The organism is Massilia norwichensis (assembly GCF_024753245.1).
Classification (GTDB): Bacteria; Pseudomonadota; Gammaproteobacteria; order Burkholderiales; family Burkholderiaceae_D; genus Telluria; species Telluria norwichensis.
Genome location: NZ_JANUGX010000022.1, coordinates 15,631 through 29,152 on the forward strand (window position 1 = coordinate 15,631; position 13,522 = coordinate 29,152).

At 66.0% G+C, this 13,522-nt stretch carries 10 protein-coding genes; all 10 read left to right on the plus strand.

Translation table 11 applies throughout. From position 1 onward, the window contains the following. The first annotated feature begins 3 nt into the window (after positions 1-3). Complete coding sequence (locus NX782_RS17475) at positions 4-1,200, plus strand: TIGR03087 family PEP-CTERM/XrtA system glycosyltransferase (RefSeq protein ID WP_258846757.1); 1,197 nt, start codon at positions 4-6, stop codon at positions 1,198-1,200. After that, a complete protein-coding gene (gene xrtA / locus NX782_RS17480; protein WP_258846758.1) occupies positions 1,197-2,756 on the plus strand; it encodes an exosortase A in 1,560 nt (519 codons plus the stop codon). The genes NX782_RS17475 and xrtA overlap by 4 nt, the downstream gene beginning before the upstream one ends. A gap of 76 nt (positions 2,757-2,832) precedes the next feature. Further along, on the plus strand, positions 2,833-4,389 hold the full coding sequence (locus NX782_RS17485) for a polysaccharide deacetylase family protein (protein ID WP_258846759.1): 1,557 nt from the start codon (positions 2,833-2,835) through the stop codon (positions 4,387-4,389). Beyond that, positions 4,386-5,567 (plus strand): TIGR03088 family PEP-CTERM/XrtA system glycosyltransferase, encoded by a 1,182-nt coding sequence (locus NX782_RS17490; RefSeq protein ID WP_258846760.1) that lies wholly within the window; start codon positions 4,386-4,388, stop codon positions 5,565-5,567. Before NX782_RS17485 ends, NX782_RS17490 begins: the two co-directional genes overlap by 4 nt. After that, on the plus strand, positions 5,555-7,453 hold the full coding sequence (locus NX782_RS17495; protein ID WP_258846761.1) for an XrtA/PEP-CTERM system amidotransferase: 1,899 nt from the start codon (positions 5,555-5,557) through the stop codon (positions 7,451-7,453). The genes NX782_RS17490 and NX782_RS17495 overlap by 13 nt, the downstream gene beginning before the upstream one ends. Continuing rightward, complete coding sequence (locus NX782_RS17500; protein ID WP_258846762.1) at positions 7,454-8,707, plus strand: TIGR04063 family PEP-CTERM/XrtA system glycosyltransferase; 1,254 nt, start codon at positions 7,454-7,456, stop codon at positions 8,705-8,707. Further along, positions 8,664-9,839 (plus strand): glycosyltransferase family 4 protein, encoded by a 1,176-nt coding sequence (locus tag NX782_RS17505; RefSeq protein WP_258846763.1) that lies wholly within the window; start codon positions 8,664-8,666, stop codon positions 9,837-9,839. Before NX782_RS17500 ends, NX782_RS17505 begins: the two co-directional genes overlap by 44 nt. Further along, the gene (locus tag NX782_RS17510) at positions 9,832-11,133 is read left to right on the plus strand and encodes a putative O-glycosylation ligase, exosortase A system-associated (RefSeq protein ID WP_258846764.1); all 1,302 of its coding nucleotides are present in this window, start codon (positions 9,832-9,834) and stop codon (positions 11,131-11,133) included. Before NX782_RS17505 ends, NX782_RS17510 begins: the two co-directional genes overlap by 8 nt. Then, entirely contained in the window at positions 11,130-12,113 is a 984-nt protein-coding gene (locus NX782_RS17515) for a polysaccharide deacetylase family protein (RefSeq protein WP_258846765.1), read from the plus strand. The genes NX782_RS17510 and NX782_RS17515 overlap by 4 nt, the downstream gene beginning before the upstream one ends. 105 nt (positions 12,114-12,218) lie before the next feature. Further along, a complete protein-coding gene (locus NX782_RS17520) occupies positions 12,219-13,505 on the plus strand; it encodes a glycosyltransferase (protein WP_258846766.1) in 1,287 nt (428 codons plus the stop codon). Positions 13,506-13,522 lie beyond the last annotated feature (17 nt).

The following is a 13,522-nucleotide window of genomic DNA, read 5'->3' on the forward strand; positions in this document are numbered from 1 at the left end:
ATCGTGGAAGACCTGCTCCTGCTGATCCACCGGATCCCCTACCCGCCCAACAAGGGCGACAAGATCCGTTCCTACCACCTGCTCAAGCATCTGGCCAAACACTACCGGGTCCACCTGGCCACTTTTGTGGACGACCCGGACGACTGGCAATACGTGCCGCATGTGGAGGCGCTGTGCGCGAGCAGCCATTTCGCCCGCATGCAGCCGCTGCTGGCGCGTGCCAAAAGCCTGTTCGCGCTGCTGAAGAACCGCTCGCTGTCGCTCGAGTACTACCGCGACGCCGCCATGGCGCGCTGGGTGCGCGAGACCGTCGCCGCGCACGGCATCGAGCGCGTGCTGGTGTTCTCGTCGGCGATGGCGCAGTACGCCGATCCGTTTCGCGGCGCGCGCCGGGTGGTCGATTTCTGCGACGTCGACTCCGACAAATGGCGCCAGTACGCGGACAAGAAATCCTTTCCGATGAATCTGCTGTACCGTTACGAAGCCACGCGCCTGCTCGACTACGAGCGGCAGGTGGCGCGCGACTACGACGCCTCGCTGTTCGTGTCCGCTCCGGAGGCCGACCTGTTCCGCCAGCTGGCGCCGGAAAGCACCGCCAAGATCGGCCACTTCAACAACGGCGTCGATACCGATTACTTCTCGCCCGATCAGGCCGATGCCAGCCCCTACGCTGCCGGTGAGCGCGCGCTGGTGTTCACCGGGGCGATGGATTACTGGCCGAACGTGGACGCGGTCCAGTGGTTCTGCGACAGCGTGTTCCCGGCCCTGCGCGAGCGCTGCCCCGACCTGCGCTTCTACATCGTCGGCTCGCGTCCCAACCCCGCGGTGCAGGCGCTCGGCCAGCGTGCGGGCGTGACGGTAACCGGCACGGTACCGGACGTGCGTCCCTACATCGCCCACGCGGCGGTGGCGGTGGCGCCGCTGCGTATCGCGCGGGGTATCCAGAACAAGGTGCTGGAAGCGATGGCCATGGCGCGCGCCGTGGTGGTATCGCCGCAGGCGCTGGAAGGCATCGACGCCGAGCCGGGCACCGAACTGGTGCTGGCCGAAGACGCCCGCGCCTTCATCGACGCCGTCAACGCGCTGCTGGCCAGCCAGGACGGCGCCCGCGAAGCGATCGGCCAGGCCGCGCGCGCCAAGGTCCAGCGCCGCTATAGCTGGTCGAGCAATCTTGCCTGCATTGGAGAGAACCTGGAATGATGCTCAATCCCCCACCCGGCGTGGCCGCCGATGCCAGCCTGGGCACGCCGCCGCTTGCCCGTTCCTCGCTGGTCCTGCTGGTGCTGGCCCTGCTGGCGCCCTTCGCCCTGTACTTCGGTACCGTGCGCTCGATCGTCTCGATCTGGAACAGCTCCGAGACCTTCGCCCACGGCTACGTGATCCTGCCGATCAGCCTGTGGCTGATCTGGCGCCGCCGCGCCAACTTCAGCCTGTATCCGGCCAGGCCGTATGCGCCGGCGCTGGTGCTGCTGGCGCTGCTCGGCGCCGGCTGGCTGGCGGCCCAGCTGGGCGAAGTGCAGGTGGTGTCGCAATACACTTTCGTGGCGATGATCCCGGTCGCGGTGCTGGCCCTGCTCGGCCCGCGCCTGGCCGGTTCCTTCACCTTCCCGCTGCTGTTCCTGCTGTTCGCGGTGCCCTTCGGCGAAGTCTTCGTCGGCCCGCTGATCCAGTTCACCGCCGACTTCACGGTGGCTGCGGTGCAGGCCACCGGCATTCCGGTGCTGCGCAGCGGCACCCGTTTCGAGCTGCCGACCGGGAACTGGTCGGTGGTCGAGGCCTGCAGCGGCGTGCGCTACCTGATCTCCTCGATCACGCTGGGCTGCCTGTACGCTTATCTGACCTACCGTTCGGTGACGCGGCGCGCCCTGTTCATCGGTCTGTCGGTGGTGGTGCCGGTGCTTGCCAACGGCCTGCGTGCCTACATGATCGTGATGATCGGCCACCTGTCGGGCATGGAACTGGCCACCGGCGTCGACCACATCATTTACGGCTGGCTGTTCTTCGGCCTGGTCATGTTCATCATGTTCTGGATCGGCAGCTACTGGCGCGAAGACACCGATGTCACGCCTGCCGACACCGCCAAAGCCGCCCCGGCGCGCATGGCCGACAGTGCTGCCGGCGCACGCCTGCCGCTGATGGCCGGCGGCGTGATCGCCCTGTGCGCACTGTGGCCGGCGTTCGCGCTGTATGGCGCACACGCCAACCACAACCCGGCGCCGGTCCAGCTGGCGCAGGTGCCGGTGAGCTGGCCCGCGGCCCCCGCATTCACCGACTGGAAGCCGGACTACATGGCCGCTGACGCTACCGTCCACCAGAGCTATGCCAACGGCGCCACGCCGGTCGCCCTGACCGTGCTGTACTACCGCAACCAGGACCGCGAGAAATCCCTGATCAGCTCCCTGAACCGCCTGGCCGGCTACAAGGATGCCTGGCACGAGACGGCATCCGCCAAGCGCACCGAAAACCTCGGCGGCGCCACGCTGACCGTGCGCGAGACCGTGCTGCGCCGCGAAGGCCATGCGATCGTGGTCTGGGACTGGATGCGCGTCGGCGAGCGCGAAACCACCAGCAATGCGGTCGGCAAGCTGCTGCAGGCGCAGTCGAAACTGTTGTTACGAGGCGACGACGGTGCGGCTGTGATGCTGTCTGCGCCCTTCGATGAGCACCCCGATACAGCGCGTGCGACACTCCGTTCATTTCTGTTAGACAATTACAAACTTATCAATGAAACGCTCGATAACGCGCGCCAACATTGAACAGAAAAAGTAACAAGAAGACATGCGCATCATAATTTTTACAGCCCGCCTTGATTTCAACGTTCGTTGGAGCGTCATGACGCTCGCCGAACGCTTCCCGGCATCCGAGATCGCGGTCCTGTTGCACGCGCCACGCAAGACGCCGGCGCAACTGCTGCGCAATCAGTGGCGTAATGTGCGCCGCCACGGCTGGCGCTGGATTCCTTACCAGTCGGCGGAAATCGTCCAGCTCGCGGCTGCGCGCCTGCAGTCGCCGCCGCCGCAGCAGAGCGCCGACCGCCCCGGCCAAAACTTCACGCTGGAGGCGCTGAAACGGCATCCGCGCATCCGCATCCACAGCGTCCCCGCCATCAACGGCGAGCAGGCCTGCGCCTGGGTGCGCGATTTCGGCGCCGACCTCGGCGTGGCGCTGGGGGCGCCGATCCTCAAGCCGGCCCTGTTCACGCTGCCGCGCATGGGCACCATCAACCTGCACAAGGGGCGCCTGCCGGATTACCGCGGCATGCCGCCGGCGTTCTGGGAGCTGCATGACGGCGCCCGGGAAGTCGGCTGCACGGTCCACAAGGTCGACGTCGGCCTGGACACCGGCGATATCCTGCTCGAAGGCAGCGTGCCGGTCGACCGCTATTCGACGGTGGGTGGCCTGAAGGTCAAGCTCGACCGCCTCGGCGTCGAACTCGTCACCGATGCCGTCGGCCGCATGTTCGACGGCAGCGCCGTGTTCAAGCCGCAGCCGCAGGGCGGCCGCACCAATACCCGTCCTCCGCTCGCGCTGCAGGCCAGGGTCGAGAAACAGCTGGCCGCGCGCGATCCTTCGCGCGGCAACCTGGTGAAGCGGGCCGCCAAGCAGATGCTGTTCGGCGCCTATGCGCACGCCTGGATGCCGGTCGTGAACTGGCTGCACGGCCGCGCCAACGACCAGCGCGTGATCATCCTGCTGTACCACCGCGTCAGCGACGAATTCCGCGACCACGTCACGATCGGCATCGAACGCTTCGACCAGCACATGGCTTATGTGGCCAAGCACTTCACGACCGTGTCGCTGAAGGAGATCGTCGAGGGCAAGATTCCGCGCAATACCAAAAAGCCGGTGATCGCGGTTTCGTTCGACGACGGTTATCTCGACAACTACGAGAATGCGGCGCCGATCCTGCTCAAGCACCAGGTGCCGTGCACCTTCTTCATCAGCACCGAGATGATCCGCACCAACCAGCCGTTCGCGCACGACATGCGCGCGCTGGGCTTCGGGCTGGATAACATGAACTGGGAACAGGTGCGCCGGATGCGCGACTGGGGCCTGCACTTCGGCAGCCACACCCGCAACCACGTGAACCTGGCCGAGATCGACGACCAGCTCGCGCTCGAGGAGCTGCAGGGCTCGCTCAACGACATCCGGATGGAGCTGGGCCAGGAACAGGTCTTCATCGCCTTCCCCTACGGCCGCAAAAAGCACATCACCGCGGCCCGCGTCGACATGATGAAGAAGCTGGGCTATGCCGCCTGCTTCTCGGCCTACGGCGGCTTGAACGGCTCGGACATCGACCTGTTCAACATCCGCCGCATCGGCGTCAACTGGGCCTTCGACCTGACGACGCTGCATGCCCGTCTGCGCGGCTGGGACAAGACCCAATGAATGCGCAAACGAGTGCACCGCTGGTCGTCCACCTGACCTACGTGCTGGACTTCGGCGGGCTGGAAACCCTGCTGGTCGAGCGCATCAACCGCATGCCGGCCGGCGCCTACCGCCATGCGGTGGTAGCGCTCACCCGCTACACGGACTTCGCCAGGAAGATCACCAAGCCGGGTGTCGAGGTCTACGCCCTGAACAAGGAGGCCGGCCTGTCGCTGGCCACGCATGCCGACCTGTTCAAGCTGCTGCGCCGCCTGAAACCGGCGATCCTGCACACCTATAACCTGGCCGCCATCGAATACGCGCCGGTGGCGCTGCTGGCCGGCGTGCCGATCCGCATCAACGGCCTGCACGGCCGCGACGCCGCCGATCCCGAAGGCCGCAACCTCAAGCACAACTTCCTGCGCCGCCTGATGCTGCCGTTCTACGACCACTGCTACGCCAATTCCGGCGACATGCTGGCCTGGAACCGCGAGGTGATCGGCGTACCCGAGAGCAAGAGCTGCCTGCTGGCCAACGGCATCGACGCCGAGCGCTTCCGCCCGCTGGCGGGGGACGAGACAGGCCCGGATTTCGGCTTCGGCCCCGACTGCCGGGTGATCGGCACGGTCGGCCGCGTCACGGAAGTCAAGGACCATGCCACCCTGATCGACGCCTTCGCCCTGCTGCGCGCGCGCCTGCCGGAGCAGGCCGCGAACCTGCGCCTGGCGATCGTCGGCGAAGGCTCGCTGTTGCCGGCGCTGCGCGAGAAGGTGCGCGCGCTCGGGCTCGAAGGCCTGGTGTGGCTGCCCGGCGCCCGCTACGACGTGCCGGACATCCTGCGCGGCTTCGACATCTATGCGATCTCCTCGATCGCCGAAGGCACGCCCGGCAGCGTGCTGGAAGCGATGGCCAGCGGCCTGCCCGTGGTCGGCACCCGCGTCGGCGGCGTGCCCGAAGTCATCGCCGACGGCGTCACCGGCCAACTGGTGCCGCCGCGCGATGCGGACGCCATGGCCGATGCGCTGGCGCGCTACGTGCGTGCGCCGGCCATGGCCCAGGCCCACGGCGCCGCCGGACGCGCGCGCGTCATGTCCCACTATTCAATGCCGGCGATGGTCGCCGGCTACCAGGCGCTCTACGACAGCCTGCTCGAACGTAAAACCCCATTCAGGAAGCCCATCAAATCATGTGTGGAATAGTCGGCATTTTCGATACCCGCGGAGCGCGCCCGATCGACCCGGTGCTGCTCAAACGGATGAACGAGACCCAGCATCACCGCGGTCCGGACGAGGGCGACATCTATACCGAACCCGGCGTCGGCTTCGGTCATCGCCGCCTGTCGGTGATCGACCTGGCCGCCGGCCAGCAGCCGATGTTCAACGCCGCCGGCGACGTCGGCGTGGTGTTCAACGGCGAGATCTATAACTACCGCGAACTGACCGCCGAGCTGGAAAAGCTGGGCTTCCCGTTCCGCACCAACAGCGATACCGAAGCCGTGCTGCACGCCTGGGAAGCCTGGGGCGAGGAATGCGTGCACCACCTGCGCGGCATGTTCGCGATCGCGGTGTGGGACCGCAAGCAGCAGACCATGTTCATGGCGCGCGACCACATGGGCGTGAAGCCCTTCTTCTACGCCCACCTGCCGGACGGGATGTTCATCTTCGGCTCGGAGCTGAAGTCGCTGCGCGCCCACCCGGGCCTGTCGCGCGAGATCGACCCGACCGCGGTCGAGGATTACTTCGCCTACGGCTACGTGCCCGAGCCGAAGACCATCTACGCCGGCGCGCGCAAGCTGGCGCCGGGCTTCTCGCTGACGGTGCGGATCGGCCAGCCGCTGCCGCAGCCGAAGCAGTGGTGGGACGTGCCGTTCAAGGCGCACGAGAAGATGACCGAAGCCGACGCCGCCGGCGAGCTGGTGGTGCGCGTGCGCGAAGCGGTGCAGAGCCAGCTGAAGGCCGACGTGCCGCTGGGCGCCTTCCTGTCGGGCGGGGCCGACTCGAGCGCGGTGGTGGCGATGATGGCCGGCCTCACCAACGAACCGGTGAACACCTGCTCGATCGCCTTCAACGACAAGGCCTTCGACGAATCCGAATACGCCGACCAGGTCGCCCGCAAGTACCAGACCAACCATCACGTCGAAACCGTCGACACCGACGACTACGCGCTGCTCGACACCCTGGCCGCGCTGTACGACGAACCGTACGCGGACAGCTCCGCGATCCCGACCTACCGCGTGTGCCAGCTGGCGCGAAAGCGCGTGACGGTGGCGCTGTCGGGCGACGGCGGCGACGAGAACCTGGCCGGCTACCGCCGCTACCGCCTGACCATGGCGGAAGACGCGGTGCGCTCGAAGATTCCGCCGGCGCTGCGCCGCAACGTGTTCGGCCCGCTCGGCCGCTACTACCCGAAGGCCGACTGGGCGCCGCGCGTGTTCCGCGCCAAGACCACCTTCGAATCGCTGGCGCGCGACCTGGTCGAAGGCTACTTCCACGGCATGTCGGTGATGTCGGACGCGATGCGCAAGCGCCTGTTCACCCCCGAGTTCCAGCAGCGCCTGCAGGGCTACCGCGCGATCGACGTGATGCGCGGGCATGCCGCCAAGGCGCCGACCGACGATCCGCTGTCGCTGATCCAGTACCTCGACATGAAGACCTACCTGCCGGGCGACATCCTGACCAAGGTCGACCGCGCCAGCATGGCGCACGCGCTCGAAGTGCGCGTGCCGCTGCTCGACCACGAGCTGGTCGAATGGATTTCCGGCCTCTCGTCCTCGATCAAGCTGAAGAACGGCGAAGGCAAGTACATCTTCAAGAAGAGCATGGAGCGCTACCTGCCGCACGACATCCTGTACCGCAAGAAGCAGGGCTTCGCGGTGCCGCTGGCGGCCTGGTTCCGCGGCCCGCTGCGCCAGCGCGTGCGCGACGCGCTGCTGGGGCCGATTTTGGCCGGCACCGGCATCTTCAATACCGACTTCCTGATCGAGATCGTCGAGATGCACGAATCGGGCCGGCGCGACTACAGCCACTCGATCTGGACGGTGCTGATGTTCGAAGCCTTCCTGCGCAAAGAAATGGAGGCAGCGTAAATGCGCATCCTGCACATCCTCGACCACTCGATCCCGCTGCACAGCGGCTACACCTTCCGCACCCGCGCGATCCTGCGCGAACAGCGCGCGCTCGGCTGGGAAACCTTCCATGTGACCGGCTCCAAGCAGAACGCCGGCGACATGCTGGAAGAAACCAGCGACGGCCTGCATTTCTACCGCACCCCCACCTCGACCGGTCCGCTGGCGAAGCTGCCGGTGCTGAACCAGAAGGAGGTGATCGACGGCCTGACCAGGCGCCTGGCCGAGATCATCCCGCAGATCAAGCCGGACGTCCTGCACGCGCACTCGCCCTCGCTCAACGCGGTCGCCGCCCTGCGCGCCGGCCGCCGTTTCGGCATCCCGGTCGTGTACGAAGTGCGCGCCTTCTGGGAAGACGCCGCGGTCGACCACGGCACCTCGAAGGAATTCGGCCTGCGCTACCGCGCCACCCGCGCGCTCGAGACCTGGGCGCTCAAGCGCGCCGACGCCGTCACCACCATCTGCGAAGGCCTGCGCAAGGACATCGTCGCGCGCGGCATCCCGGCCGACAAGGTCACGGTGATCCCGAACGCGGTCGACATCGACAAGTTCGCGGTGGGCGGCAGCGCCGATCTGGAGCTCAAGCAGCAGCTCGGCCTGTCCGGCGCGCGCCTGGTCGGCTTCATCGGTTCCTTCTACGCCTACGAAGGCCTGGACGTGCTGCTGCGCGCGGTGCCGGCGCTGGTGGCGCGCCAGCCCGACCTGCGCGTGCTGCTGGTCGGCGGTGGTCCGCAGGACGAAGCCCTGCGCCGCCAGGCCCGCGAGCTCGGCATCGCCGACAAGGTGGTGTTCACCGGCCGCGTGCCGCACGACCAGGTGCAGAAGTACTACGACCTGCTCGACGTGCTGGTCTACCCGCGCCTGTCGATGCGCCTGACCGATCTGGTCACGCCTTTGAAACCGCTGGAAGCCATGGCCCAGGGCCGGGTACTGGCGGCCTCCGACGTCGGCGGCCACCTCGAGCTGATCGCCGACGGCAAGACCGGCGTGCTGTTCAAGGCCGACGACCCGGCCGCCCTGGCCGACAAGCTGAGCGGCCTGCTGGAGGCGCAGGCATCCTGGCCGGCGCTGCGCGCGGCCGGACGCCATTACGTCGAAACCGAGCGCAACTGGCGCGTCAGCGTCGCGCGCTACAAGAACATCTATGGCGGCCTGACCGGCTGCAAGCTGCATGAAGATCCTGACTTTCAGCACCCTGTTCCCCAACAGCGTTAAACCCGGGCACGGCATCTTCGTCGAGACCCGGCTGCGCCACCTGGTGGCCAGCGGACGCGTCGAATCGCGCGTGGTCGCACCGGTGCCCTGGTTCCCGTCGCGTCACCCGCGCTTCGGCGCCTGGGCCGCGTGGGCGGCCGTGCCGCGCCACGAACAGCGTTCCGGCATCGAGGTGCTGCACCCGCGCTATCCGGTGTTGCCGAAGATCGGCATGAACGTCGCGCCGGCACTGCTGGCCGCCGCCAGCCGCGCCGCCATCGGCCGCCTGCTCGACGAGGGCTTCGACTTCGACGTGATCGACGCCCACTACTTCTACCCGGACGGCGTGGCCGCCGCCATGCTCGGCCGCTATTTCAACAAGCCGGTGACGATCACGGCGCGCGGTTCGGACATCACGCTGCTGCCGAACTACCGCCTGCCGCGCCGCATGATCCAGTGGGCGGCTTCCAGCGCCAGCCACGTGATCACCGTCTGCAATGCCCTGCGCGAAGAAGTGATCGCGCTCGGCGTCGCGCCGGAACGCGTGACCTCGCTGCGCAACGGCGTCGACCTGGCGCTGTTCCATCCCGCCGCGCGTGCCGCGGCGCAGGCGCCGTTCACCCTGCTCGCGGTCGGCCACCTGGTGCCGGTCAAGGGCCAGGAACGGATCATCGGCGCGCTGCCGCTGCTGCCGGACGTGCGCCTGCGCCTCGCCGGCGACGGCCCGGACCGCGCCAAGCTGGTGCAATTGGCCCAGGAACTCGGCGTCAGCGAACGTGTCGATTTCCTCGGCGCCGTGCGCCAGCCCGAACTGGTGCAGCACTATCACCAGGCCGACGCCCTGGTGCTGGCCTCGAGCCGCGAAGGCTGGGCCAACGTGCTGCTCGAATCCATGGCCTGCGGTACCCCGGTGGTGGCCAGCCGCGTGTACGGCACCCCGGAAGTGGTGGCGGCGCCGGAAGCCGGCGTGCTGATGAACGAACTCAGCGCCCGCGGCGTGGCCGAGGGCGTGCAGGCGCTGCGCGCCAACTATCCGGACCGCGCTGCGACCCGCCGCTACGCCGAGCGTTTCAGCTGGGACGACACCACCGCCGGACAGCTCGCCATCTTCGAGACGCTGGCCCGGCGCGAGGGAGCGTACTGCCATGCGTGACGTCCTGATCGCCCTGGTCATCTGCGGCCTGATGCTGCAAATCCCGAAACGGCCAGCCGTCGGCGTCATGACTTTCGCCTGGCTGTCGCTGATGAATCCGCACCGGCTGACCTATGGCTTCGCCTTCAGCTTCCCCTGGGTAGCGGCGGTTGGCGGCCTGACGCTGGTATCGCTGTTCATGCGCCCGGGACAGTTCAAGCTGCCCCGGAACGCCCTGGTCATCACCTTGATCCTGTTCATGGCGTGGATGACCATTACCACACCGTTCGCCTTCGAGCAGGAACGCGCCTGGGGCGAATGGAACCGTGTGATGAAGACGCTGTTCTTCGCGCTGGTCACGATGGGCGCCATCAACAACACCAAGGACACCAGGCTGTTCGCGCTGGTCGTCATCCTGTCGCTCGGCTTTTACGGCTTCAAGGGCGGCCTGTTTACCATCATGTCGGGCGGCAGCAGCCGCGTGATGGGACCGACGGGTACCTACATCGCCGACAACAACGACCTGGCGCTGGCACTGTTGACTATTGTGCCGCTGGTCTGGTACCTGTACCTGCAAGAGAAGCGGCGCTGGCTGCGCTGGGGTTGGGCCCTGCTGGCATTGCTCACCATCGCGGCGGTACTCGGTTCGTACTCGCGCGGCGCCCTGCTCGGCTTCGGCGCGATGCTGGTCATGCTGTGGCTGAAGAGCCGCAAGAAGATGGTGACCGGCACCCTGGTGCTGCTGGTCGTGCCCCTGGTGGTCATGTTTATGCCGGAACAGTGGTTCGGGCGCATGAATTCGATCGGCGAATACAAGGAAGACGGTTCCGCAATGGGGCGTGTCAATGCCTGGCGTTTTGCCATCAATATCGCTTCCGACAACTTCATGGGCGGCGGTTTCCTGACCTTCACCCCGCGGATGTTCCGGATCTACGCGCCCGACCCGAACGACGTCCATGCTCCGCACAGCCTGTATTTCCAGGTACTGGGCGAGCACGGCATCGTGGGCCTGATCCTGTTCCTGGTCTTCCTGTTCCTGGCCTGGCGCACCGGTAGCCGGGTGATGCGCTTCTGTAAGAACAATCCGGAGCTGAAATGGGCCTCCGACCTGGCAGCGATGTGCCAGGTCAGCCTGCTCGGCTACTGCGCCGGTGGTGCATTCCTGACCCTGGCCTATGCCGACCTGCTCTATGATGTCGTGATCATTTTGGTATTACTTGAAAAAGTGCTTATCTCAAAAGACGCTTTGCCGATCCGGCAACCGGCACCTGCCGCGCAATCCGCGCCGGCAGCCCTGGAAAGCAGGCCCGCATGACGACACTCCACGTTCCGAGCAGCCTGCCGGCGCGCCTGATCCGCACCGTCGGTACCATGTTCACGCCATTCGAAGATGCCGAGCGCCTGTGCGTACTGAATTACCATCGCATCCTGGCCCAGCCCGACCCCTTGCTCGACGACGAGCCGACCGTCGATACCTTCCGTTGGCAGATGCGCCTCGTTGCGCGCTACTTCAACGTGCTGTCGCTGCCCGACGCGATGGCCAGGCTGGCAGCCGGACGCCTGCCGCCGCGCGCCATCTGCATCACCTTCGACGACGGCTACCGCTCGATCCACGACCTGGCCCTGCCTGTGTTGAGGGAGTTCGGGCTGCCGGCCACGGTGTTCGTCTCGACCGCCTACCTGGACTCGGGCGCCATGTGGAACGAGATCATCGCCGACGCGGTGCGGCGTCTGCCCGACGGCGCCGCCGACCTGTGCAGCGCCGGACTCGGCATGCGCGAATTGCGCACCAGCGAAGACCGCAGAAACCTGTTGAACGAATTGACGGCCCATGCAAAGTATCGGCCGCCGACAGAGCGGCAGGCGCTGACCGAGCGTCTGATGGCGATGGTCGGTGGCGGCCGCGCCGACAACCTGATGCTAACCCCCGAAATGATCCGTACCATGGCGGGCCAGGGATTCGAGATCGGCGGCCACACCGTCTCGCATCCGATCCTCACTTCCCTCAGCGATGAAGCGGCGCGCCACGAGATCGAACAGTGCAAGCGCGACCTGGAAGACATTACCGGCACGCCGGTGCGCTACTTCGCTTACCCGAACGGCAAGGTCGGCAAGGATTTCGACGAGCGCCACAAGGAAATGGTACGCAGCGCAGGTTTTGCTGCGGCATTCTCTACCGAAGTGGGCCCGGCAGTGCGCGGGCGCGACCTGTTCCAACTACCGCGTAGCCGACCATGGGACGCGAACCCCTTTTTGTTTGGGCTGCGCCTGCTGCGCTGGCTGGCCCAGGAGTAAATGATGTTAGGTAACGAAACTAGTACCCGCCGTGCCGCTTTAACCTCCAACAAGCAAACGACGGTTCCTGCTACCCCGGCGCTTCAATCCGAGAAATTTGCACACATGAACAAACGCGTCCTGCTGATCGCCTTCCACTTTCCACCGGAAGCCATCAGCAGCGGCATCCAGCGTACCCTGAGTTTCTTCAAACATCTGGGCAAACACGGTTGGGAACCGATGGTGCTATCGGCCCATCCGCGCGTGTATCGCCAGCAGAACCCCTCACAGCTATCCAGCCTGCCGACTGGCCAAGTGGTGCGCCGCGCATTCGCACTCGATACCAAATACCACATGGGCATCAAAGGCCGCTACCTGGGGCTGTTGGCCTTGCCGGATCGCTGGGTTTCCTGGTTCTTCGGCGCGGTGCCGGCCGGTTTGTCCCTGATCCGGACTTACCGTCCGCAGGTGATCTGGTCGACTTTTCCGATTTCGACCGCGCACCTGATCGCCCTGACACTGCACCGCCTTACTGGGCTGCCGTGGGTGGCCGATTTTCGCGATCCGATGATCCAGCCTTCGTATCCCTCGGCAGGGATGCAGCGCCGGGTTTACCAATGGATTGAGCGGCAGACGATACATCGCTGCCAGGCTGCGGTCTTTACCACCCACAGCGCAATGAATTCTTACCTCGAACGCTATCCGCATGTGTCGCCCTCGAAATTCAACGTGATCGAGAACGGCTATGACGAGGACGGCTTCGGCGCGGCCATCGCATCGATCCCGCCATTGCCAGCACCGGCGCCAGGTCCGCGGCGCCTAACGTTTGTTCATAGCGGCGTGCTGTATCAGGATGGCCGTGACCCCAGCGAATTTCTACGGGCAGTCGCGATGCTTAAGAAGTCCGGGAAAGCAGACGCGGCCCGGGTACGGATGATCCTGCGTGCACCCGGCAACGTGGAAACAATGGCAAACCTGGTGGCATACCACGGTGTGGCCGACATCGTGGAGGTGGCGCCGCCGGTGCCCTACCGCGAAGCGCTGGCAGAAATGTTGGCGTCTGATGGTCTACTGGTCTTCCAGGGCACGCCCTTCAACACCCAGATTCCGGCCAAAATCTACGAATACTTCCGGGCTGGTAAACCAATTCTGGGATTGGTAGATACGGCCGGCGAGACCGCACGTGTGCTGCGCGCGGCCGGTTTCTCAAGCTTGGCGTCAATGGACCGCGCCGAGGAGATCGTCGAGGTGATGGGCCGCTTCATCGATGAGGTCGAACGTGGCGAAGCCCACGTGGCCAGTCCGGAACTAGTTTCCGCCTCATCGCGCGCGCGTCGCGCCGGGCAATTGGCAGAAGTATTCGCCCAAGCCGCGCTGACAAACGCCGACAGCCGCCCGAAATCCAACAATTAAGTAACAAGAAACGGAAC

Coding starts and splice junctions, on each gene's coding strand:
- xrtA (WP_258846758.1), top strand. CDS start 1,197: ATGATGCTCAATCCCCCACCCGGCGTGGCCGCCGATGCCAGCCTGGGC.
- NX782_RS17485 (WP_258846759.1), top strand. CDS start 2,833: ATGACGCTCGCCGAACGCTTCCCGGCATCCGAGATCGCGGTCCTGTTG.
- NX782_RS17490 (WP_258846760.1), top strand. CDS start 4,386: ATGAATGCGCAAACGAGTGCACCGCTGGTCGTCCACCTGACCTACGTG.
- NX782_RS17495 (WP_258846761.1), top strand. CDS start 5,555: ATGTGTGGAATAGTCGGCATTTTCGATACCCGCGGAGCGCGCCCGATC.
- NX782_RS17500 (WP_258846762.1), top strand. CDS start 7,454: ATGCGCATCCTGCACATCCTCGACCACTCGATCCCGCTGCACAGCGGC.
- NX782_RS17505 (WP_258846763.1), top strand. CDS start 8,664: ATGAAGATCCTGACTTTCAGCACCCTGTTCCCCAACAGCGTTAAACCC.
- NX782_RS17510 (WP_258846764.1), top strand. CDS start 9,832: ATGCGTGACGTCCTGATCGCCCTGGTCATCTGCGGCCTGATGCTGCAA.
- NX782_RS17515 (WP_258846765.1), top strand. CDS start 11,130: ATGACGACACTCCACGTTCCGAGCAGCCTGCCGGCGCGCCTGATCCGC.
- NX782_RS17520 (WP_258846766.1), top strand. CDS start 12,219: ATGAACAAACGCGTCCTGCTGATCGCCTTCCACTTTCCACCGGAAGCC.